Raw genomic sequence first — 22,298 nt, 5'->3', positions numbered from 1 at the left:
CTGACACGAGGGCTGCGGGAGTGTTCCTGCAGCCCTCGTTTTGGTTACTGATCTGTTGTTTTAAGGCTACTGCTTATCCCGACATCTCACCGACGGTACTACGGTCTTGATCTGGTGCGCCAGTTTGAGATACTTCTCGTTCTCCTCTGTGCTCATAAACTTCGGCATACGCTGTTCCTGTGCTGCCTGCGCAATGTCCTCAAAGGCAGTTGCCACTGCGTCATCCTCTGCGAACCCGATGTGCCAGCGCGCGGTATCGATGATCTCGTCGAAGGCGTTGGCTACAGCAACCGAGTTGGGGACTTTCTTGATCATCTGATAGTCATTGCCTGCATCCCCGAAGGCTGCGATCTCGGCGTCGGCAATACCGAGATAGTGGGCAAGCCAGAGCGCCGCTTCCCCTTTGTCCCAACCGTGTGCGGTGATATCGATAATGCCGCCGACTGGACAGGAGAAAGAGAGCTCAGGACACGCCTGTTGCAGCGCCTCCATCAGCTCATTTTGATCTTCCAGCGGTCCGTCGAATTGCACGTTGGCTTTGACCAGCGAGAAGGTATCGGGATTGTACCGATCGACACCGGAACAATTTCTCAGGTGCCCCATGTGGTGCTCAACCATCTCATCGACCGTCGTGCCGGAAGCCCAGGAGCGGTTGTCCGCCTGATACGCCAGAATGCAGGCGCGTTCGTCCTGGCTCACCACATCATCCGCCTTGCGCATACCTTCACGGTCAAGCTCTTTGGTGAGGACCCCTTCCCCGTTGTAGTACACACGCATCCCGTTAGCGACAATGGCCGTCTGATAGCAGGCTTTGTCGAACCGATACAGGTAGCTCACATGGGAAATATCCCGCCCCGTTGCCGGTCCGCAAACCACCCCTGCATCGAGCATCTGATGGATCGAGTGTAAGCATCGTTTTGAGGCGATGAGCTTATCCCGGGCCACTAAAGTGTCGTCGAGATCCGTTACAACGAGTTCGATCATTGCCTGTTCCCTAACAGTCGTCAGTCGCGCATAAAGTCAGGTAGGGTTCCATGGGCGGTAGCCTCAGCAAGCTTATGGAAGGCCTTTCCCACCGCACCGTCCTCTGCACGCCCTATATGATAGCGGGTATGGGCTTTCACTGTGGAAGATTGCATTGGCAACCGCAACCGATCTACCCACCGCTTGGGGCATCGTGAGGTCATTCTCGGCGTCCCCGAATACCAATGCCTCATCCGGATTCACGCCCAGTTGCTCCATCAGCATGCGGGTTCCGGAACCCTTGCCGATGCCTTTGATAATCACATCGGCCCATCCGGGAGGCTGTGGTACCAAATCGAAGTGCGGGACCGCAGGTACTACTGCCTTGAGGATCTCATCACGCTGTGCATCCGTGTTGAGCAAAATCCCCGACTTGGAATAGACAGTATCGGTAAAGGCCTCGACGATGCTCGTGTCCTGCCCTACCTTTTGTCCGTTCAGAGATAGCCGCCCTGCCTGATAGAGCCATGATAGTCCTCACTGAAGGCAATCAGATATGTGTGGGAGTTATGTGGCTCTAACGCCTCCGAGAGTGCCTGCACATCGGGGAGTGGAATGGTTCTGTTGAAGATCAGCTGTCCTTGAAGCCAGATCTGCTGTCCGTCGGTACGGACAGCACTGCTCGGTGCAGCCGAGCCGTCGAAAAACTGCCGCAGCTCTCCCTGCCTCTGTCGATACCTGCGACAGAGGCAATGCCTTCCCGCTGCAGGGCCCGGATGCCCTCCATCGCTAAGGGAGAGAATGTGTACTGCCCGATCGGCAGCAGCGTGTCGTTTAACTCACTACAAGCTTGATCCTGAGATACAGCCTCACTGATTGTTGTAACGATATTCATCACAGTAAAGAAAAGGTTCGCGCCACCTCAGCGCGAACCCTGTCAGAGGTTTTCTGTTGTTCAGTGTAGCAGCGCTACCAGGCCCAAGCACCGAGGATCTGCAGCACATCGTCTCTGTCGATCGTGCCTAGGATCTGGTCAATATCGATCGCATTCCACAGTGAGGCTACTTCCTTGTCTCCTACAAAGATGTGAAGGTTGCGATCTCTGAGAAGCGAATGGGAGGCGGTCCATCTGAGCGCCGTGATGTCTTTGTACGGGATCATCACGGTCTTGCCAACGAACGGTATAACCCGCATGTAGTCGCTATAGGTCGCGACCGCATAGCGACGGATGCCAAACCAAAAGGCGAAGAGGACGATCTCAAACACCACAAAGAACATCATGACCGACTCATAGTAGCTCATCAGATTCATACCGCCGAGCATGATGCTAACCGCAATACCCAGGATGCCCATAGCGACCATAATGATAACAAGACTGTGAAAGAGACTGGCAGGAGCCTGATAGGTATCATGGTGCGTATGGTGACGCTCAGAGACAGCAGCAGATGCAAGGCAGTCCACCAATACCGCGGCCACAGGAATCCCCGCAACAATCAGAAATTGATAACCAAAGCCCACAAAAATCAACTTCTTAACTCTATATCGTGAATATATCTTTTCCCGTTGAGCTCTACTCGACAAGGTGCTCGACACTGTCGAGCACTCAAAATGCCCCGTAAATAGCCTTTTTTGCTTGTAGAAGCTCAATTAAGTAACCATTATGCACAACAGGCTGTACCCGCAACAAATATTTCCGTAAACGGCCAAAAAGTGCGTGTATACATAGGTTTAGGCGTCCATATAAGCGTAATCGTCACATTCGGGTGTATAAAGCGTCTATTTTGATTACTCTCTACTGGCATTTTCCCTGATTAGGCAAAAGGCAACCGCAATCGGCTGCCTTCCCGATGCTCTTCGCAAGATTCGATCACAACAATGTCTGGGACAGATATATTACTGTTGCGGCTTAGCAAACTTTGCTACCAGGTTTGTCAATACGTCGACAGTCTTCTCCAGCGACTTCAATGGGATGAACTCCCTCACCGAGTGCGCATTGTAACCGCCCGTCGCGATATTGGGGCACGGAAGTCCTCGCGCCGAGAGCTGCGAGCCGTCAGTGCCGCCGCGCACCGCAACGACCTGAGGATCGATGCCTGCCTCACGGTTAGACTCGAGGGCATTGTTGATCAGGAAATCTTGACCTTTGAGGTAAGCCGCCATGTTCTTGTATTGCTCTTTGATCGTGATCTTGACCGTATCCGCACCGTAGCGTTTATTCAGGAAGGCTGCGATATCCCATAAGGTCTGCTCACGCGCCGCAAACTTCCGCTCGCTGTGGTCACGCACAATATATGTGAGACGGACATGTGCCGCAGTGCCATTCACTGCCAGCGGATGGTAAAAGCCTTCATGCCCCTCGGTGTGCTCCGGACGCTCCGCCTGCGGTACCAGCGCATCAAACTCACCGGCCACTGTGATTGCGTTGACCATTACGTCCTTAGCGGAACCCGGATGGACCATCACACCAGTGATATCGACAAGGGCTTCAGAAGCGTTGAAGGTCTCGTAATTGAACTCGCCGAGCGCTTCACCGTCCACAGTGTAGGCCCACTTTGCGCCGAACTTCTTTAAATCCAGCAGAGAAGCTCCATGCCCAATCTCCTCATCCGGCACAAAGGCGATCTTAAGGGTCGGATGCGGCAGCTCAGGATTCTGAGACAGCCGGTGCAGCAGTGAGCAGATCTCTGCAACTCCCGCCTTATCGTCTGCAGACAGCAGTGTCGAGCCATCCGAGCAGATGATGTCCTGACCCACAAACTGCGCGAGGTCGGGGACCTGCTTTGGTGTGGTGACAACCGCCTTCCCGTTAGCGGTACCGGCAACGAGATCCCCACCCTCATAGTGCACGATGTGCGGATGGATATGGTCTGCAGGGGCATCCGGTGAGGTGTCAATGTGAGAGATCAAGCCGAGTGCTGGCAGATCCTCTGCCCCCTTTGAAGCGGAGAATGAAGCAGTGACATACGCGTGTTCATCGACGGTAGCATCCTCGCAGCCCAGCTTTTTCAGATCCTCGTAGAGTGCCTGGGCCATTGCGTGCTGAGCCTTCGTCGAAGGGGTTACCTCCGCATTGGATTCATCGGACTGTGAAGGTATCTGGACAATACGCAAAAAGCGTTCTACGACGTCGGAATATCCTGTTTGAGCCACTAGCGGCCCCCTTACATCGATACGGTGGAGAGCGAATCAATCAAAAATGATTTCACCCTTCCCACCATACCAAGCCACGCGACCGCGAGCAATGAGCGTCTAAAGCAGACGCTGCTTTACACGACCAACCTCTTTGTCGGAGACATTGCACTTCTCCTCCAGGAAGGTACGGGCGCCGCCGAGGGCCTCGATCGTATCGTAGATGTAGCCACCGAGCGTGTTCTGCATCAGATACACGAGCTCATGGACCTCCTCAGGCGCGCGGTCAAGTTCGGCCTTCCCCTCTTTTGACTCATAGATGTTGGAATAGGACAGGATATAGTTGCCGATGCAGTCCTCACGGGAGACGCCCGCAAGCATCAGCAGGAGCATTGCGATGATACCGGAGCGGTCTTTGCCCGCGTTGCAGTGGAACAGGATCGCGGTGTCCTCAGGCTCCATTGCGATCGAACGGAAGATCGCGCGCAACGCTTTGGTGTTATCGAAGATATCGTCGTAGACAGACTCAATCTTAAAACCCTGAGACAGAACCTTCTTCTGCAGCTCGTTTAACACTTCGGTATCAGAGTAGTCAGTCTGGCCCAGCGCCACGTGAATGAAGCTCAGGTCCGGTCGCGTAACCAGTTGGTCAGGCTCTCGTTTGACCTCTTCATCAGATCGTAAGTCTATAACGGTACGCACCCCGTAGTCATACAGGAACTGCTCATCGTCCTCAGTCAGATGGCTCAGATTGTCGCCACGTAAAAAAGCATGCCACTTGGTCTGCCGGATACCAACGGGATAGCCACCCAAATCGCGAACGTTGCAGGCGCCCTCCAGCGGTAGACGTTGCCAGTTGAGTTCTGCTGCCTTAGCCATAATACAATCCTCTCAATTTTTCGGTTATACAAAAAGGGTGAACATGGAGCGACTCTGCGCTCAAAAAAAGAAACTATCGGCTACCTATTCCTCCGTAGCCTTAACAAAGTACGTGAGAACGTTCTGTTGGTTCTCACTGTTTACGGCCTGTACTGTAAACACGGCTTATCATATACCGTTCAGAGAGAATTTCCAATCACTCCTACAATTTTTCTTGATTTTTTACAAAGATTATTAATCAATCTTTTTGGAGCATCACCCGCTGATTCTGAGCTCCGGCGACGTCACACTACAACCGTAAAGATGTCATTTAACAACCATAATTAGTTTCTTTTGATTTATTTTTATATTACATACGATACGATTATACTAGAATCGACGATGATCCAGCAGAAAGGAACGATGGTATGGCACGTGTGTTTATCAGCCCTGGCAAGTACGTTCAGGGATCCGGTGAGCTCAAAAACCTCGGCTCGTACGTTGAGGCCTACGGTACAACCCCACTGGTGATTATCTCGAAGGGCGGCGTCAAACGTTTCGCCGACATCCTGAAAGCGAGCTTCGACGAGGCTCAGATCAAACCGGTGGTCGACCAGTTCGGCGGCGAGTGCTCCCAGGATGAGATCGACCGGCTCTCCGGGCTTGCCTACACGAGCAACTGCGATGTGATCGTCGGTATCGGCGGTGGCAAGATCTGCGATTCCGCTAAAGCGGTCGCGGCAGCGCAGGACATCCCGGTCGTCGTAGTTCCCACTATCGCCGCCACCGACGCCCCCTGCTCTGCACTCTCGGTCATCTACACTCCGGAAGGACAGTTTAAGGAGTACCAGTACTTCAAGCAGAACCCGAACCTCGTCCTGATGGACACTGAGGTCATTGCGAAGAGCCCACTCAGACTCACCGTCTCCGGTATGGGTGATGCCCTTGCCACCTACTTTGAGGCCCGCGCCTGCAAGCGCTCCGACGCAATCACCTGCAACGGTGGCCACACTACCACGGCAGCCCTGGGACTCGCAAAACTCTGCTTTGACAACTTGATGCGGGATGGTCTCAAAGCGAAGACCGCACTCGAGGCAGGAGCCCGCTCGGAGGCCGTCGAGACCATCATTGAGACCAACACCCTGCTCTCCGGTCTGGGCTTTGAGTCTGCAGGTTTAGCCGGCGCCCATGCGATCCACAACGGGATGACCGCACTTCCTGAGACGCATGGGATGTATCATGGTGAGAAAGTCGCCTTTGGCACCATCTCTCAGTTGGTCCTCGAAGATGCGCCTGAGCTCGACCAGGTCCTCTCCTTCGATGTTGCAGTGGGGCTTCCGGTCACCTTCAAGCAGCTCGGCGTCACTGATGCGAGCTACGACCGTATCCTTGAGGTCGCCAGGCTTGCCTGTGCAGACAACGACACCCTACACAACATGCCGTTTGAGGTCACCCCGGACGCTGTCGCCAATGCAATGCTCGCAGCAGATGCCCTCGGCCACAAGGCGCTCAACAACGCTCAGTAGTTGATGATAAACTCGACAGGCATGAACGACTGCCGAGTTGTTTTTCACACACTATAGCAAAGGCCGGCTCGCTTACGTACAAGCGAGCCGGCCTTATCTATATACGGATATGTGCGTAAGCCTAGGTCACTACTTTAGGACACCAGCCTCTTCCTGAGCTTCCCTGATCTTCTCAAGTTGCTCTTTCGTGAGGTGGATGGCACCCTCACCGTAGCCATAGGTCTTACCGCCGTCGGCGTCGGTTCTCTCACCGAACTCGGCATAGTCCGCACCGCCTGCTGGTCCCTCACGGACGAAAGAATCCTGCAGCTCACCCGGACGGCGGATGTGCTTGTTGCCAGCTGTCGCAAACCTAAACTTCTCAGTCGGCCCATCCGGATTCCTCAGCGTGAACCTCTTGTCGTGGCCGTTCTTGAAGTTCTCCTTAGCCACGGAGATCATCAGCTTGATACGGTTGAGCTGGTTCACCTCAGAAGCACCCGGGTCGTAGTCGACCGCGACGATGTTGCTCTCAGGATGCATCTGACGCAGGCGCTTGATCACAGACTTGCCGACCACATGGTTTGGCAGGCACGCAAACGGTGAGCACACGACGATGTTCGGGGTGCCGGACTCGATCAGATCGCACATCTCGGCGGTCAGAAGCCAGCCCTCACCCATCGTGTTGCACAGAGAGAGCACCTTCTTCGCCTTGCCAGCCAAGCCCCAGATGGAGCCATAGGGCTCAAAGCGCTCGGACTTTGCGAGCATCTCGTTGATCGGCTTTCTCATGCCTTCGATCACGTCGATGCCAGCCTTGTGCGTCATACGCGCGGTTGCCTTCGTGCCAAGCTCCTGATTCATATTGATCTGGTTGGACAGACCAAACAGGAAGAAGTCGACAAGTCCTGGGACATTGGCTTCGCAGCCCTCTGCCTCGATCTGGCGGACCACCTGATTGTTCGCAGTCGGATGGAACTTGACCAGGATCTCCCCGACGACGCCGACACGCGGCTTCTGACGGTCGTTCACCAGCGGGAGCGTATCGAAGTCACGGATCGTATCCTCGCAGAGCTTATAGAAGTGCTTTGAGGACGCATCGTGGGCAATCTGCATCTCCGCACGGTCCATATAGGTGTCATAGAGCTTGTCTGTGGAACCCTTCTGAGCTTCGTACGGGCGCACACGGTAGGTGCACTGCATCAGTAAGTCACCGTAGAGCAGCGCATAGACGGCCTTGATGAGCAGACGCGGATTCCTAAAGATCTTGAATCCCGGGTTATCCTCGTCCAGGTTCGTTGCAGCGGTCAGTGAGATGACCGGGATGTCCGCATGGCCAGAATCCTTCAACGCCTTACGGATCAGGGCGATGTAGTTGGTAGCCCTGCAGCCACCGCCAGTCTGGCTGATGAGTACTGCGGTACGCTTCAGGTCATAGTTGCCTGAAAGGATAGCCTCCATGATCTGGCCGGTGACCAGAATTGAGGGGTAGCAGATGTCGTTGTTGACGTACTTCAGGCCAATGTCCACTGCCTTGTGGTCGACGCCCGGGAGCAGCACGACGTTGTAGCCCTCCGCGCGCAGCACTGCCTCGCAGATCTCGAAGTGCATCGGTGACATCTGCGGCGCCAGGATCGTGTAGCGCTGATCCTGCATCGCCTTGGTGTAGTGTACCTTGTGGAAGGCGGCAGACTTGGACGGACGGTAGACCGGCGGACGTTTGGACAGATCGGTGTTACGCGTCTTCTCCAGTGAGCCATCCGCACTGTGAACGTCGATCGGGGTGATCTCGTGAAGCCTGCCCTCCTCGTTTTCACGCTCAAGCTGCGCACGCTGCTCTTTCAGTGCCGCCATGAGTGAGCGGACACGGATGCGGGCGGCACCCAGGTTGGAGACCTCGTCGATCTTCAAGACCGTGTAGATCTTGCCGGAGGCTTCCAGAATCTCCTGGACCTCGTCGGTCGTCAGTGCATCGAGGCCACAGCCGAAGCTCTGGAGCTGGATCAGGTCGAGGTCGTTACGCTCAGCGACGAAGCGGGCGGCACGGTACAGACGGGAGTGGAACATCCATTGGTCGATCACGCGGATCGGGCGCTCAGGCTTCACCTTGTGGGCCACGGAGTCCTCAGTCAAGACTGCAAAGCCAAAGCCGTGCAGCATCTCCGGAATTGCGTGGTTGATCTCGCCGTCGTTGTGGTACGGACGGCCTGCAAGGACGATGCCGTGAGCATCGTGATCCTCGATCCACCTTAAGGTCTTGTCACCGGCGCGGTGCATACTGTTCTTGAAATCGATATCTGCCTGCCAGGCGACGTTGACAGCATGGTCGATCTCCTTGCGCGTGATGTGCGGACCTTTAAAGCGACCATGGCCGGCAGCAGCGTCCTTCTCACGCTGGACGGAGATGATATCGTAGAGTCTACGCTTCAGCTCATCCTTCTTATCGTACGGGATGAACGGGTCGAGGTATTCGACCTTTGGATCAGAGAGCTCGTCGATGTTGAGGCCCAGCGACTGTGGATAGCTCATCACGATCGGGCAGTTGTAGTGGTTGGTCGCACCGTCGTCCTCCTGACGCTCCCAGCGGATGCAGGGCATCCAGATGAAGTCAGGATCCTTCTCAAGAAGGTTCATGATGTGGCCGTGGGAGAGCTTTGCCGGGTAGCACACCGATTCAGACGGCATCGACTCCGTACCAGCCTCGTAGGTCTTCCTCGTGGTCTTGTCAGACAGGATCACTGAGAAGCCGAGCGTCGTGAAGAACGCATGCCAGAACGGATAGTTCTCGTACATGTTGAGTGCGCGGGGGATTCCAACCGTGCCGCGCGGTGCGGTCGTCGGGTCAAGGCACTCACGGTCAAAGAGCAGATGGTTCTTGTAGTCGAACAGGTTCGGGGCGTCGCTCTGCTCCTTCAGCGGCTTGCCGGAGCCCTTCTCGCAGCGGTTGCCCGTGATAAAGCGGCGACCGTTGTTGAAGATGTTCACTGTGAGCAGGCAGTGGTTAGAGCAGCGTCCGCAGTGGACGTTCATGTGCTTGACGGTCAGGTTATCGACTTCCTCACGGGAGAGGATCGTGGACACCCCATCCTTACCCGCACGGTCACGCGCGAGCAGTGCGGCGCCGTAAGCGCCCATGTCGCCCGCGATATCCGGACGGATCACGTTGCGGCCGGTCAGAAGTTCGAAGGCGCGCAGCGTCGCGTCACTCATAAAGGTGCCGCCCTGGACCACGATGTACTTGCCGATCTGGTCGTAGTCACGCAGCTTGATGACTTTGAAGAGTGCGTTCTTAATGACGGAGTAGGAGAGGCCTGCGGCGACATCGCCGATCGTAGCGCCTTCCTTCTGCGCCTGCTTGACGCGAGAGTTCATAAAGACCGTGCAGCGGCTGCCGAGGTCCACTGGGCGCTTGCCTTTGAGTGCGGCCTGCGCGAATTCCTGGACCGTCATGCCCATGGAATCTGCGAAGTTCGCGATAAAGGAACCGCAGCCGGAGGAGCAGGACTCGTTCAGCGCGATGTGCTCAATGACGCCGTTGTGGACCTGCAGGCACTTCATGTCCTGGCCACCGATATCGAGGATAAAGTTGACATCCGGGACAAAAGCCTTAGCGCCACGCAGGTGCGCCACGGTCTCGATCTCACCATCGTCGGCCTGCAGGGCCTCGATCAGGATGCCCTCGCCGTAGCCGGTGGTGGTCACGTGGCCAATTGTGCAGTCTTCAGGCAGATGGTCGTAGATATCGTCCATGATTGTGCGGGCGGTACCCAAGACATCGCCGTTGTTGTTGCCGTACCAGGTGTAGAGCAGCTTGCCGTCTTCACCGACGATAGCGGCTTTCATGGTTGTGGAGCCAGCATCGATACCGATAAAGACACGGCCATGGTAGTTCTCAAGCTTGCCCTTCGGCACGACCTGCTGGTCGTGGCGGGACTTGAACTCCTGATAATCCTTCTTGGTCTTGAAGAGCGGATCCAGACGGGCAACCTCGGAGCCCTGAACGTCCCTCAGGCTCTCGAGCTGGTCGATCAGCTCCTGGAAGGTGACGCGCTTGTCGGTCTCACCGGCAAGCGCTGCGCCGCAGGCGACAAAGAGGTGGGCGTTCTTCGGGACAATCCTGTGTTCCTTATCGAGCTTAAGCGTCACATAGAAGCGCTTTCTGAGCTCAGAGAGATACTGTAGAGGTCCACCCAAGAAGGCGACATAGCCACGGATCGGGTGGCCGCAGGCCAGACCGGAGATGGTCTGGTTCGCGACGGCCTGGAAGATGGAGGCCGCAACGTCCTCACGCGCTGCACCTTCATTCAGGAGCGGCTGCACATCCGACTTAGCAAAGACGCCGCAGCGGCTCGCAATCGGGTAGATGTTCTTGGCACCCTTGGCCAACGTATTCAAGCCTTGTGCATCAGTCTCCATCAGCGAGGCCATCTGGTCGATGAAGGCACCGGTGCCGCCGGCGCAGGTACCGTTCATGCGTTGCTCGATACCGTTGTCGAAGTATATGATCTTTGCGTCCTCGCCGCCGAGCTCGATTGCGGCATCGGTCTCCGGAATCAGTGTCTCAACCGCGCGCTTGGAAGCGATGACCTCCTGCACGAACTCGACACCCAGCCACTTAGCCAGGAGCATACCGCCGGAACCAGTGATCGAAACGCGCATCACGGCGTCCCTCAAGACCTTCTGTGCCTTGCGGAAGACCTGTACTGCGGTTGCCTTAATGTCAGTGTGGTGGCGCTCATAATTGGCGTAGACCAGATGGTCGTTCTGGTCGAGGACTGCCAGCTTGACGGTCGTGGAGCCGACGTCGATACCGAGACGCAGCTGCGCATGACGGAAGTCAACGCGGCTCTTTGGCTTCAGCTCAGCCTCTTCCTGGACGAGCGGCATAGCGTAGCGAGCATTGCGCTCAGCTGCTATATTTTCTGTCATCACTCCATCTCCTTTGTGCTTGGGGATGCATCGTGTATTCCCGGAATTGAAAAGTCAATCTTTTTACCGTACAGATCGCCTGGACGGACGAACATCAAAATAGTCATGACACAGGCCATATCGTGCGGAGACTCCCGCATGCCCGAAGAGAGCCATCTGAGCAGGACACCCACCTCAGCCGAAATTGCAAAGATGAGGTAGTACTCAAAGATCTGAGATGGCAGTGGCACGTGAAGCCCTTCGGAGGCGCGGTCCTTGACCGTATTGAAGACCACGCGTTTGATCTTCTCGACGAAGCCCGGATCTCCCCCATCACCCAACAGTGCCGGAAGATAACTCTTGCGCTGCAGGAAATAGGTCAGGATATCGACGGCACCCGGACAGGGCTCGAAGTTTCTGATCGCTTCCTGGAGCCGATCGAGATCCGTCTGCGCCAATGCGTGCACAAGGACGGTGATATCCGCCAGGGTATCCTCCTCAATCGAATTCACGAGATCGGAGATATCCCGGAAGTGGGAGTAGAACGTACGGCGTGTCACGCCGGCCGTGCCAGTCACCCTGGTAACTGTTACCTGCGCAAGATCCCCTGTCTCCTCGATCTGGCGCGCCAACGCGTCGCGCAGCGCTTGCCGTGTTCTCACGCTTCTGCGATCGGGCCGGGCCTGATGTTTGCTCGTCACCGCTGTCGAAGGTGCGCCAATCTCATCTGTTAGAGCGGAAAGCTCTCTCAAGCAGGCCTCCTCTCCTTGGTCGAATAGTTCTTTCACACTGTGAGTATTATTTCACACCGTGTGAAATATATTCAAGAAATCTCAGATTGTCAATTCTCTTCAAGCCCTCTGCATAAAACCTCAATATGGCCGGAGCCCCATCACGTGCTCAGCCTGTCGTGCCCTGATAGAGTCACCAAATACTTTATTGTGTGCACTAATGGCTAAGCACTTCCGGCACAGTCCCAACACTTCCTGTCACCCCTGCACTGTACGATATGGATGCAAAGTGATACATCCGTCAAAGCAGAGAAAGACATAGCCAAAGGGCATACAGGCGGGCTTGAGCCTGAAGGAATGCAAGCGCAGGGAGAAACGCTCATGAACCTCACAGAGAGGTATCAAGGAGAGGAGTCGTGCGAAAAAGGCTTTTGGGAAAGAAGTTCCCCTGAAGCTTTGCCTGTCCGGCCTGCAAAGGGACCAGCTGCTCAGAAGGTGTACGGGCATGCACATACATATGGTAGTGCACGAGATATTTAACACCGGCTTCAGCCTCACTGCGGACACGATGATGGAAAACACCCACCTGCCTTCAGGACGTGGTTTGTGGCCTTCTGCCTCATGGCACACCAAAGCGGCTGAACACGAGCACATGTGCTCAAGCGCCAGATAGGCCACAGCTACAGGACAGCGTCCTTGCTGCTGCGCCATAGCGAGATTGAAGTGTACTCGATGTCCTCTCAGCTGACACACTCGAGGTGGACGTCTCCTATATAGAAGCCAGGGCAAAAGGCACAGGGGGATACGGCACAAAGCAGCAGCCCATGCTCGCTGCGATGGACAGGGCGCCTGCGTCAATCCGCTGGGCTAAGGACTGCTCAGGGGACTTCTGGCAGGTCGAGGATAGGAGCGGACGCATGAAGGGGATATCGGTCGGGCTCTCCTCCTTCTGCAGGCTCGCCCAGAAGGAGTGTGACAGCTTCGACGGTGATGCATCGCTTCCCTGAGGTCTGCAGGCTCATCTCGAATATCAAGGCATATGTCTGTAGCACATTCCATAGCCTTCCGAAGACGCACACACAGTCGTATGCGAACTTTTTCAGCTAGAGGTACAGCCACAGGGGCTACAACGATGCATGTATGGAGCTCCTGCATGGGATGTGCCTTGTGCATGTGCCGCTCTCTCCGGCATCGCCGCGACAGCCACACTGCAGCCGAAGTTGCCTAAGCCGCTTACAGTTCGACAGACCTAACTGTGATGCAAACACTCAGCCATTTTCGAGAACTGCCTGCGAGCGCTTGCCTCATAGTCCTGTAACGGAGTGGCACGTGGCGCCAATCGAATGTATTGTTGCGCATCTACTGTATCCGACATATCGCACTTCCAACCTCATCATCAGTTGTGCGGGTTTAGCCTCTATCGAGAAGAGTACGGGCCAAGTCCTTGCCCTATCACTCAAGGTATCGAGATATTCGAAGTGAAACCTACATTGCGTCCTTAACGCTCTTCAGGAACTTGCCAATGAACTCTGAGTCAGAGTGATCAAAGATCAGGGGCTTGCCACCGGCGAAAGCTGCAATCTACTTTTTCTTATCGTCAATCAGATCGAAATCAAAAACGTTGATGTCCTCCTGGATACAGGCCTTGTGCGTAGACTTCGGAATAACGGCCACATTGGAATCAATCAGGCAACGCAGTACAACCTGGCCAACACTCTTGCTGTAAGCCTTGCCACTCTCGATCAGCGTCGGATTCTTGAAAAAGTTGTTGGTTCCCTCAGCAAACGGACTCCAGGATATGTGCCGTACACCCAGACGCTCCATGTTTCCCATGCGCCGGCTTCTGCCGCCAGAACACGTGGGTTTCAACCTGGTTGACCATCGGTGCTATGTCAAAGAAGGCACAGATGCCTGCGAGGCGGACCGGCGGAAAGTTGAAGACACCGATCGAGCGAACGAGACCCGCTTTGTAAGCGCACTCCATATCTCTCCAAGCGGCATGGTAGTCGCTGTACGCCTGGTGCAGAAGCACCAGATCGATGTAGTCGGTGCCGAGCTTCTTGAGGGACTCCTTGATGGAATCGTAGACATTGCCCTCACCGTAGTTGGTGATCCATACCCTATCGATGAGGAAGATATCGTCGCGGTTGACGCCGAACTCTTTGATGCCCTCGCCGACGCTTTCCTCATTGCCGTAGGCCTGAGCGGTGTCGATCAGACGGCAGCCGCTATCCGGAGCATCCTGGACGCAGTGCTTTGTCTCATCGTTTCCGATCTGGAAGGCTCCGTAGCCGAGCACCGACCCTCAAGACCGTTGGCTAGTTTTGTGTACCCCATGATGTATACCTACTTGGGCTAGGCTTTTCTTCTCAACACCTATACTCTCAGGCAATTTGTACAATACAAAAACCAGAGCCTACTGTGCACGGCATGTATAGTAGATCTGCCTTATTTCTTCCCGCCTGAGAGCTCCAATAGGATCTCAGTGTGGGAGTGACGCTTCTTGGCTCCTGCACCTAAGAGCGCAATGCTTGAATACTTTGAGCAAGCATCCTTGAAGTGCTGCAGGGCATCACGCTCCTGCAGCACTGTGAGATAGCCCTCCTTAAAGCCGTCCCAATCCAGCTCATGCTTCCGATACCCGTCCAGAAGCTCAGAGGCCGAGGCAAAGATCGGATCGTAGACATAATGGGCCCGGCTGATGGTCTCTGCAAAATACTCCAAATCCTCCTGCTTGGTGAATCCACAAAGCTGATTGCTGTTGCGCAGGCGTACGTCCAACACCAGACCCGCCTTCACCCCCTGCAGCTTGCCGAAGAACTCCCACTCATCTCATAGGCGCTCATGATGAATATGTTCTGCATCATGTCCCCTTTGCATTGTCCGCTTCAAACTTTAGGATAGACATACACTCAATTATGTTGCCAACACAACAAACTCAGAGAGAAGGGCATCGCAATGGGAGAACTACATCCGGAGCAGCGCGAAGACGATGTGCACATACTACTGTCCTCCCCTCTCTTCCATGGGATCAATCGCAGCGAGCTCAAGGCATTGCTCTCCTGCCTGAAGGCAGAGAGGCGTACCTACGGCAAAGGTGAATACATCTTTCGTATGGGTGACACAATCACCAAATTCGGGGTTATCCTCTCAGGGAGCGCCCACATCGAGCGCTACGACTACTGGGGCGACCGCCATATTATCTCCGCCCTCTTGCCAGGCAATGCCTTTGGGGAGAGCTTTGCGGCTGTACCGCAGACCACTGCCTTTGTGAGCGTCGTGACCGGCGAGGAAACAAGCGTGATATTTTTGGACCTGAACAAGGCGCTCCACATGTGCACTTCGTCCTGCCCCTTCCATGCACGCTTGATTTCCAATATCGTGTCGCTACTCGCCCGCAAAAATCTGCTACTCAACAAGAAGCTGACCTACGTGACGCAGCACACTTTGAAGGACAAGATCCTGACCTATCTCTCGGCAGAATCACAGCGGCAGCATTCCGCCTATTTCGATATCCCCTACGACCGCCAACAGCTCGCGGACTACCTCAATGCAGAGCGATCCGCCCTGTCCAATGAGCTTTCGAAACTCAAGAAACAGGGCGTGATCGACTACCAGAAGAACCATTTTCACTTGCTGACGCCGCCCTACCGGCAGGCGTAGGGACTACCCTCAGTCATCGAGGATCAAGAGAGCCATCGTATAATCCGTGTCTGCATGGACCACATGCTTGCCACCTTTGTCGAAGATAAAGTGCTCGCCGGCGGTCAGCTTGTGAGGTGTCCCGTTGTAGGTGATCGTCGTCGAACCAGCAACGTCAAACACCAACGCCCTCCCCGGCGCGGCATGTTCTGAGAGGGCGGTATCCTCAAAGAAGCTCATCAGCGCAAAGTGGGCACCCTTCGCCTGCATAAGATCCATGTTGATGATCTTGCCTTGCTGATACGGAAGGTGGGAGGCCAGCTTCACCGCACTCCCCCGCTCGAACTTCAACTCTGAGACGGAGCCCTTCGGAAAACTCAACTCAAGGTAGATGCAGCCTTCCTCGGTCGTGATGCCGATCGGCTCATCCAACGGAACCGCATAGAGCTCCCCGGTGTGAACTTGAAATGCCTGCTTATCTGTGCGTTCCACATCAAACGTGCCTGATTCCACATACCAGAGCCTCGTGTTTGCATAGCTCTCAGGGCTGATACGGGTATGCGGGGCAAGTGAAAAGACTTGCACCTCACCGGCCGCAGTTTTCATTACCTCAGAGGAGAGCGTGCAGCCCTCCACCCAAGGATTGTCCTTAACAACACTGAATACCTTGCCTGCTTCGACACTCATCGTGTATCTCCTTACCTATGTAGTCCTATCCTGAGATTCCTCTGTTACTCCCCGGTTGGGTAGTCCGTGATGTCCTCGACCACCTCAAGCGTACCCAGGTAGGTGCCCCCCTTTGAACGCACCGCCATGTATCGCACCAGTGCCTTTCTGCCCTGTTTAGGCATCACAAGGGTGATACAGTCCTTTTCTCCGCTCTTCAGCATGGTGAGCACGGTCTTCACTTTAGAGAGGATGTTGGCAGGATGGCAATCAAGCATGTTCTGCCCCAGTGCATTGAGCGGACGCGGGAAGAGCTTGGAATCTTCTGAGAAGTAGCGGTTGGTATCCTGCGCATCGATAAAGGTAAGCTCAAACGGGAGCGTCCGCAGGATCCCTTCAATCTCTGGCACACTCAGTCTCCCGGTCGGCAGCGTAATGTATACGGATGTCGTATCACTGCCTACCTGGACCTCAGGCAGCGGTGACTGCTGTGACGGTTCAAGCGCCTCCCCTGGCCATGCAGGAATCTCTCTGAGCCAGGCATACCCAAACTTCGGCATATCCGCCTTGATTGAACGCCAGTCCTGATCCGTAAAGTGCTCTTTCGCCATCGGATACAGCACGTTGTTCTCTTTGAAGACCATTTCCTGTGCGCGCTCGATATACTTCTCAATCCGTCTATTGATATAGGCAGACATAGTTTCGTCAAGATTTTCAGCGAGCTTCTGAAGCTCATGCAGTAGGAAATGATGCTCGTCGCGCAGCTCAATATCGACGTTCCACATCACGTCCGACGGCCCCGGGAACCCGTAGTGCTTGAGCGGGACAATAACAAGCTCATCTTTCTTAGCGAGATGGGTAGATACCGGTGAGAGGTCCTGCATAGTATCCGCCAGCTCCGCTGCGGGGGCATGCTGTTCAAGCTGGTTGTGAAGCTTCTGCAGCCGGGACATCAGCTCGGTGTTTTCCTTCATCAGGATATCGAGCGGATGTCCTGCGGGCACATTGATATCTTCGGATTTGGAAGAAGGTTTGACGAAGCTTTGCTGCTTCGGCGCCGGTGCCTGTGGTGCAGGCTGCTCTGGTTCTCCCTCTCCATGAAATAACGCTGAGTGTAGATCACAGAGCCGCTGTACACGTTCAAGCGGTACCCCTACTGCGAGCATCTCCTGCTCCGCCTCCATGATCGCCTCGGGTGGGACCGTCTCAAATTGGGCACGGAAATCCTTCTGTACTGACTCGAGCGGTTCTCCGTTATTGAGTCGCTGCAAGTACCCAATTAATGTGTCTGTCGCTGTGGTAGCCATACTGCTCCCCTTCTGTTGTTCTTGTACCGAGGAAAGCATACGAAAAGAGCATCGCTGAGATACGTTGTTCTGACAACAAAACACGGCGCCTCAACGATCCACACAGGATCATCAGGACGCCGCAAGGGAATGAGCTTCATTCAGTCAGGGATTAGAGCTCGTCGTACTCCTCGTCGGTGACCGGCTCAAGCCGCTCGTTGCTTACATCTGGAGCAGGGACTGCCAGCGCGATGTGCCAGAACTAAGAATCCTTGGCCGCGCCGCGCCAATGCTTGACCTCCGAATGGATGCTCACAATAGCATCCGACTTCAAGGTTTGGGCAGACTCGCCCTCCTTCTGGTACCAACCGTGACCGGCAATGCAGACCAGCACCTTGCCACCCTTGTAGTGGATGTACCAGTTGTTGCGGCAACCCGGCTCGAGGGTGACGTTTGCGGCACTGAGCTGATCGTCTCCCAACGGTGCGAGGTAGCCTTGACCGATGAAGTACTGTGTGAAGGCGTCACTCAGCTTGTCAACCGGAAGGATCAAAGAAGGGTCTTTCTCAGTTGCGGGCTTATCGTCGTCCTCTCCGTTCCATACCTGCTTAGCGAGGTTGAAGACCGTCCATCCCTTAGGCTAGCCGGACTACATCGTAGCGTGGGTGATGACTGCGACGATCTCCTCATGGGTCGCACCGTTTTTCTTTGCGGTCTGCAGATGATAGAGTGAGGAATTGTCGGTGATACCCTGTGAGATGATCATGACGATGGGTTTAATCTTGTTGGAGATTGTATCCTGATCCCACACCTCACCGAACAGTACGTCGTTGTTCAGGTGGGCGAAGAGCAGTACGAAATTACCCAGTTGATCTCTGCTTGTCATCTGTTTCATCGTGATATCCTTATCACTCACGCAATATCGTTACTACAGTTTTGCCTGTACGTTGTTGGCCCAATCTGTGAGCCCACTTTCCTTGCTCGCTATCTTTGCCTCGTTGGTCGAATCAAACCGGAATTCTTTCGGAAGGGCAGCCGTTGCTTAGCTCGCACCTTTCTCCAAATCTTTCAACGCATATCCCAGCCAACCGCTGCTCATCGTGAAGGGAACAGCCATCTTACCGGTGGAGTCATTCCCGTCGAAGAAGGTATGCACCACCGATGCGGCCATGTACCACCAGGTGGGTGAGCCGATCGCCACCGCGTCTTAGTCCTGAAGCTGTACCCTCAGCAGTTTGATCTTGGGCCCGAAACCCGCATTCACCTCGCGCTTACCCTGTTCAACTGTCATATTGTGACCGGTCGGGTAAGGCTTCACGGTCTCGATCTCCTCAGGGTTGTTAATGGCAATCTAGAAGCTGCCAATCAGGACAAAGGGATGCCCCAGCTGAAGGTGGTACCGAAAATCCGTACCGAACAGATGTATGAGAGGATTCTGCAGATGTTCAGCTACGAAAACAAGAAAAGCGCGATCGAGCTCTACTACAAGTGTGGCAGGAGGGTCGCCCCACTGATCAACGAGCTCGGCTATCCTGACAGGCACGCCCTCTACAATTGGGTCAAAGACTACGAGATGTCAGGCGCTATCTCAGAAGACGGCCGCAGCAAGGGTATATACACCGAAGAGCAAAAGTGCACTGTGGTGGTGTGATGCCCCTCTAATTGTCAAGTCGTTTTGAGCATGCGACTCTGGGCAATGATGTCGTAGTACAGCTCGCGCGCTATGTATCGCTTGACACATCGTATCGCCTCGAGCTTGGAGTGTCCCTTAGACATCTTGCGGGCCACCTAAGCGCGAGCCCTGTCGTCCGTCCTCAGCCTTCCGACAGCGACGATGTGTATCGCGCTGTTCGCTGCCCTGCCAGCGCCCCTGTTGAGCCTGTAGAGTGTCGTGAGCCCTGACGACGCAGGACGCGCTGCCACCCCGCACAGCAACGACTCGCTGCTTGAGCCTCTCCGGATTGTCCCCCACTCTGATCATCAGCTGGACAGTGCCCTGCGAGCTGACGCACTTCTCCTCGAGCAGGAGTGGCGCCACCTCCTCGAGGATGGCCCCGATGGCCACATCGAGCTCGCCCACCTTATCGTCGAGGTCCTGGTAGCGAGCGGCGAGCGCCTCGAGGGCGATGCGAGCGGCGAGCGCGGAGTCGGAGGCCGAGACGATCAGGGAGCGGATCTGCTTGATCGCGGCCTTGCGCGCCTTCAGCGCAGACGCCTTCGCCCTGGTCAGGACCTGCAGGCTCTCGACCATTCTGTCCCTGCCCTTCAGCGTCGCGCACCACACCCCGCTCCTGGCGGCCCTGTGCGCTATCGCGGCGCCACCAAGGTCGTCCTTGCCCCTGCTGCGCCCGACCGTGCGGTCGGGGGCGCTTCAGCTCGACGACCTGCACGTGCTCGCGCGAGAGGTACCTGAGCAGCTCCGACACCGTAGATCCCCGTGCACTCCACGCCGAAGCGGGCCACCTCGCCGTTCGAGCGGGCCCACGCGAGCATCTCGGCGCACCCCCGCCTGCTCGTCGGGCAGAAGGCATGGGGGCGACCTCCGTCCCGCCGGCGTCGACGCCAATGTAGATGACGCTTTCCACCTGTCCTTGTTGCATGGGCGACCTTCGACTGCCTACGGCTGAACGATCGCCTCCGCCATTTGCCTCTCGGGCAAAACAGTGATGGGATGCCTGTCGGTATCAGGCCTCTATTCGGTCATAGGAGCCGTCAGGGCGTCTGACAGATCACAGAAGCGACACCGATCGGGTCGGTTTTGTCACGGGTCAAGGCGCCGGGAGCACCTCCCCCACCAGACTCGCACATCCCGTCGGATAGCGAAACCTCTGGCATCTGCGAGTCTTACTGTTTAGTCAAGTCAGAATTTCGTCTTTGAGCATGACTTCTTTTCGGATTTCTGCTCTAAAATTTTTCGGCTTTACGCATGAGCGCGCCGATGCCCTACTTTCCTGATTTGCTCAGCATGAGACTCTGCTTAAGCCTGTGGCTAGGGCCACCGAACTCCACGAGCCTGCCCGTGGTGCACGACGCGCTCCACGATGGCCGCCGCGAGCTTGTCGTCGGCGAAGAGCATGCCCTATCTCGATGATGTGGCTGCCGGTTTTGAGACACAGATTTGACCGTCCATCTAAACCCTGCGAAGATGTGTCTAAAAGACACGGATTGTAAGAGTGGCAATGTCAAAGACGACAAGGAAGACCTACAGCCCATAGTTCAAGATGAAGGTGGTACTTGAGGTCGCAAAGGAGCAGGAGATGCTCTCCCCGGTAGCGGCGAAGCACGGTGTAGAGCCTGTCGCTGGCGGCTAGCTGAAAAGATGAGCTGCCGGCGGGCTCCGACGACATATTCGGCAAGGCAAGAACGAAGTGCGCAAGCAAGGAGCAGGCGAAGGTATGACAATGCTCTCAAGACGATCGGGCAGCTTTAGCGTTAAGCGCGACTTCCTCTAGCAGTTTTGCGACGACAACGCATATAGCTCCAAGGCGCCGAGCTGCCGCAGGTGAGCTTTTAAAGGGGTCTTCCGCATTTCTAGTGGGTAGCAGATGCCAGTGACGTCTGGGCCGTGAAGTCGAGCTTCAGCCTCCTGCCGCTCGATGCCAACAGCACTTGCCTCATCATGTAGACCTCCTCTGACACCTGCATGAAGCGAGACGCCACCATCATCGCAAGCCCTGAATTCTCGCGCAGAAGGGGAATCCGACCGTAGCCGGAGAGGATAATCAGACGGCCCGCCCTGTCATGGGAGCCTTCAAACAGAAGTCCCCTCACGTAAGGTGTGCCCTCCCGCAAGAGGGACAAATGCCCGAAAAGACCGCTCGCAATCGGAGTGCGGGCTGCTCATCTTTTGATGCGTATCCCGTCCATCACCATAATCTCAACCTCGCCTGCTAGCAGTGCAATACGCACAAGCGGTGCCTTTCGTCACGGCCACCGTCAGAAGGCCGACTCAGACTAGTTTCCCTTCTTGCATGCTAAGCGTGCGGTCACACTTATCTGCCATCAACATGTCGTGCGTCACGACCACAAGTGTCTTTCCCGTCTCTCGGGCGGCGGACACGAGCGAGTCCATGACTATCTCCGCCATGCGAGCATCCAGCGAACCCGTCGGCTCGTCAGCAAGAATGAGATTGCCCGGCTTGAGCATGGCGCGACTGATCGCAACACGCTGCTTCTCGCCACCTGAGAGCTCGTTTACGTTGGAATCGAGCTTGCTGGAGACCGAGAACTTCTTCAATGTCTTTTCAATAGCCCCCTCTTTCTCCCTCTTGGAGAGCTTCGTGTAATAGAGGGCGAGCATGAGATTGTCGCGTACCGTCCTCGAGTCAATGAGGGCGAATGACTGAAAGAGATAGTTAATCTCGTTGCGACGCAGAAGCATCGCCTGTCTGGTTTCTGGTCCCGGATATTTCTTTCCCGATAGGAGAATGCTCCCAGATTCATACGTTTCGAGCAGTCCCAGAATGTTCAGCAGCGTTGTCTTGCCGCATCCCGACGGCCCGGTGATTGCGACAGATTCACCCTTTCCGACAACGAGATCTATACCAGAAAGGATGCGATGCTTCCCATAGGATTTCGAGAGGGATTCAATCTGAATGTACGACTGCATC

At 55.4% G+C, this 22,298-nt stretch carries 22 protein-coding genes; 4 read left to right on the top strand and 18 right to left on the bottom strand.

The window, feature by feature from the left end:
- Positions 1–66 precede the first annotated feature (66 nt).
- From J4859_RS03455 to J4859_RS03435, 5 genes are all read right to left on the bottom strand, one after another.
- The gene (locus J4859_RS03455; RefSeq protein ID WP_212332875.1) at positions 67–984 is read right to left on the bottom strand and encodes an HAD-IIB family hydrolase; all 918 of its coding nucleotides are present in this window, start codon (positions 982–984) and stop codon (positions 67–69) included.
- A 72-nt stretch (positions 985–1,056) separates the two neighbouring features.
- A complete protein-coding gene (locus tag J4859_RS03450) occupies positions 1,057–1,386 on the bottom strand; it encodes an HAD family hydrolase (RefSeq protein ID WP_249113743.1) in 330 nt (109 codons plus the stop codon).
- A gap of 546 nt (positions 1,387–1,932) precedes the next feature.
- Entirely contained in the window at positions 1,933–2,490 is a 558-nt protein-coding gene (locus tag J4859_RS03445; protein ID WP_212332867.1) for a hypothetical protein, read from the bottom strand.
- A 366-nt stretch (positions 2,491–2,856) separates the two neighbouring features.
- Positions 2,857–4,113: a peptidase T gene (gene pepT / locus J4859_RS03440; RefSeq protein WP_212332866.1), complete on the bottom strand. Its 1,257-nt coding sequence runs from the start codon at positions 4,111–4,113 to the stop codon at positions 2,857–2,859.
- Positions 4,114–4,212: 99 nt separating this feature from the next.
- Positions 4,213–4,971 carry a tyrosine-protein phosphatase gene (locus J4859_RS03435; protein ID WP_212332865.1) on the bottom strand — a complete coding sequence of 253 codons (759 nt, stop codon included), beginning with the start codon at positions 4,969–4,971 and terminating at the stop codon, positions 4,213–4,215.
- A gap of 407 nt (positions 4,972–5,378) precedes the next feature.
- Here J4859_RS03435 and J4859_RS03430 point away from each other — a divergent pair, with 407 nt between their 5' ends.
- Positions 5,379–6,476 (top strand): glycerol dehydrogenase, encoded by a 1,098-nt coding sequence (locus tag J4859_RS03430; RefSeq protein WP_212332864.1) that lies wholly within the window; start codon positions 5,379–5,381, stop codon positions 6,474–6,476.
- Positions 6,477–6,605: 129 nt separating this feature from the next.
- Here J4859_RS03430 and J4859_RS03425 read toward each other — a convergent pair whose 3' ends face one another.
- Positions 6,606–11,384, bottom strand: coding sequence for a 2-hydroxyacyl-CoA dehydratase (locus J4859_RS03425; protein ID WP_212332859.1), 4,779 nt, complete (start codon positions 11,382–11,384; stop codon positions 6,606–6,608).
- Positions 11,384–12,025, bottom strand: coding sequence for a TetR/AcrR family transcriptional regulator (locus J4859_RS03420; RefSeq protein WP_249113742.1), 642 nt, complete (start codon positions 12,023–12,025; stop codon positions 11,384–11,386). Before J4859_RS03420 ends, J4859_RS03425 begins: the two co-directional genes overlap by 1 nt.
- Positions 12,026–12,930: 905 nt before the next feature.
- Between J4859_RS03420 and J4859_RS03415 the strand changes: the two genes are divergently transcribed.
- Complete coding sequence (locus J4859_RS03415) at positions 12,931–13,101, top strand: hypothetical protein (protein WP_212332857.1); 171 nt, start codon at positions 12,931–12,933, stop codon at positions 13,099–13,101.
- Positions 13,102–13,675: 574 nt separating this feature from the next.
- On the opposite strand, the gene J4859_RS03410 is transcribed toward J4859_RS03415, so the two are convergent.
- The 3 genes from J4859_RS03410 to J4859_RS03400 form a co-directional block, all read right to left on the bottom strand.
- Positions 13,676–13,927, bottom strand: coding sequence for a hypothetical protein (locus tag J4859_RS03410; protein WP_212332855.1), 252 nt, complete (start codon positions 13,925–13,927; stop codon positions 13,676–13,678).
- The gene (locus J4859_RS03405) at positions 13,872–14,393 is read right to left on the bottom strand and encodes an aldo/keto reductase (RefSeq protein ID WP_212332853.1); all 522 of its coding nucleotides are present in this window, start codon (positions 14,391–14,393) and stop codon (positions 13,872–13,874) included. The genes J4859_RS03410 and J4859_RS03405 overlap by 56 nt, the downstream gene beginning before the upstream one ends.
- 149 nt (positions 14,394–14,542) lie before the next feature.
- Positions 14,543–14,902, bottom strand: a complete 360-nt coding sequence (locus tag J4859_RS03400) for a DUF488 domain-containing protein (RefSeq protein ID WP_256436906.1) — start codon at positions 14,900–14,902, stop codon at positions 14,543–14,545.
- Between the two features lie 150 nt (positions 14,903–15,052).
- Between J4859_RS03400 and J4859_RS03395 the strand changes: the two genes are divergently transcribed.
- Positions 15,053–15,757 (top strand): Crp/Fnr family transcriptional regulator, encoded by a 705-nt coding sequence (locus J4859_RS03395; protein ID WP_212332851.1) that lies wholly within the window; start codon positions 15,053–15,055, stop codon positions 15,755–15,757.
- Between the two features lie 9 nt (positions 15,758–15,766).
- Here the strand turns inward: J4859_RS03395 and J4859_RS03390 are convergent, their stop codons facing one another.
- From J4859_RS03390 to J4859_RS03370, 5 genes are all read right to left on the bottom strand, one after another.
- Positions 15,767–16,423 (bottom strand): cupin, encoded by a 657-nt coding sequence (locus tag J4859_RS03390; RefSeq protein WP_212332850.1) that lies wholly within the window; start codon positions 16,421–16,423, stop codon positions 15,767–15,769.
- Between the two features lie 44 nt (positions 16,424–16,467).
- On the bottom strand, positions 16,468–17,709 hold the full coding sequence (locus tag J4859_RS03385; protein WP_212332849.1) for a DUF438 domain-containing protein: 1,242 nt from the start codon (positions 17,707–17,709) through the stop codon (positions 16,468–16,470).
- A 241-nt stretch (positions 17,710–17,950) separates the two neighbouring features.
- Entirely contained in the window at positions 17,951–18,241 is a 291-nt protein-coding gene (locus J4859_RS03380; protein ID WP_249113741.1) for a hypothetical protein, read from the bottom strand.
- Positions 18,242–18,337: 96 nt separating this feature from the next.
- Positions 18,338–18,604, bottom strand: coding sequence for a carboxymuconolactone decarboxylase family protein (locus J4859_RS03375; RefSeq protein WP_249113740.1), 267 nt, complete (start codon positions 18,602–18,604; stop codon positions 18,338–18,340).
- 126 nt (positions 18,605–18,730) lie between these two features.
- Positions 18,731–18,889: a flavodoxin gene (locus J4859_RS03370; RefSeq protein ID WP_212332848.1), complete on the bottom strand. Its 159-nt coding sequence runs from the start codon at positions 18,887–18,889 to the stop codon at positions 18,731–18,733.
- A gap of 177 nt (positions 18,890–19,066) precedes the next feature.
- Here J4859_RS03370 and J4859_RS03365 point away from each other — a divergent pair, with 177 nt between their 5' ends.
- Complete coding sequence (locus J4859_RS03365) at positions 19,067–19,339, top strand: transposase (protein WP_212332847.1); 273 nt, start codon at positions 19,067–19,069, stop codon at positions 19,337–19,339.
- Positions 19,340–19,456: 117 nt separating this feature from the next.
- Here J4859_RS03365 and J4859_RS03360 read toward each other — a convergent pair whose 3' ends face one another.
- From J4859_RS03360 to J4859_RS03350, 3 genes are all read right to left on the bottom strand, one after another.
- Positions 19,457–19,939: a hypothetical protein gene (locus J4859_RS03360; protein ID WP_212332846.1), complete on the bottom strand. Its 483-nt coding sequence runs from the start codon at positions 19,937–19,939 to the stop codon at positions 19,457–19,459.
- A 1,280-nt stretch (positions 19,940–21,219) separates the two neighbouring features.
- Complete coding sequence (locus tag J4859_RS03355) at positions 21,220–21,459, bottom strand: hypothetical protein (protein WP_212332837.1); 240 nt, start codon at positions 21,457–21,459, stop codon at positions 21,220–21,222.
- A gap of 178 nt (positions 21,460–21,637) precedes the next feature.
- Entirely contained in the window at positions 21,638–22,297 is a 660-nt protein-coding gene (locus tag J4859_RS03350) for an ABC transporter ATP-binding protein (protein WP_212332835.1), read from the bottom strand.
- Between the last annotated feature and the right edge of the window lies 1 nt (position 22,298).

It is taken from the genome of Atopobium sp. oral taxon 416, from assembly GCF_018128285.1.
GTDB lineage: Bacteria > Actinomycetota > Coriobacteriia > Coriobacteriales > Atopobiaceae > Olsenella_L.
Note: the sequence above shows the minus strand (reverse complement) of the source record. Positions and strands in the feature narration are given on the sequence as shown.

Coding starts and splice junctions, on each gene's coding strand:
- J4859_RS03455 (WP_212332875.1), bottom strand. CDS start 984: ATGATCGAACTCGTTGTAACGGATCTCGACGACACTTTAGTGGCCCGG.
- J4859_RS03435 (WP_212332865.1), bottom strand. CDS start 4,971: ATGGCTAAGGCAGCAGAACTCAACTGGCAACGTCTACCGCTGGAGGGC.
- J4859_RS03430 (WP_212332864.1), top strand. CDS start 5,379: ATGGCACGTGTGTTTATCAGCCCTGGCAAGTACGTTCAGGGATCCGGT.
- J4859_RS03425 (WP_212332859.1), bottom strand. CDS start 11,384: ATGACAGAAAATATAGCAGCTGAGCGCAATGCTCGCTACGCTATGCCG.
- J4859_RS03415 (WP_212332857.1), top strand. CDS start 12,931: ATGGACAGGGCGCCTGCGTCAATCCGCTGGGCTAAGGACTGCTCAGGG.
- J4859_RS03410 (WP_212332855.1), bottom strand. CDS start 13,927: ATGGGAAACATGGAGCGTCTGGGTGTACGGCACATATCCTGGAGTCCG.
- J4859_RS03395 (WP_212332851.1), top strand. CDS start 15,053: ATGGGAGAACTACATCCGGAGCAGCGCGAAGACGATGTGCACATACTA.
- J4859_RS03390 (WP_212332850.1), bottom strand. CDS start 16,423: ATGAGTGTCGAAGCAGGCAAGGTATTCAGTGTTGTTAAGGACAATCCT.
- J4859_RS03385 (WP_212332849.1), bottom strand. CDS start 17,709: ATGGCTACCACAGCGACAGACACATTAATTGGGTACTTGCAGCGACTC.
- J4859_RS03365 (WP_212332847.1), top strand. CDS start 19,067: ATGCCCCAGCTGAAGGTGGTACCGAAAATCCGTACCGAACAGATGTAT.
- J4859_RS03360 (WP_212332846.1), bottom strand. CDS start 19,939: ATGGTCGAGAGCCTGCAGGTCCTGACCAGGGCGAAGGCGTCTGCGCTG.
- J4859_RS03350 (WP_212332835.1), bottom strand. CDS start 22,297: ATGCAGTCGTACATTCAGATTGAATCCCTCTCGAAATCCTATGGGAAG.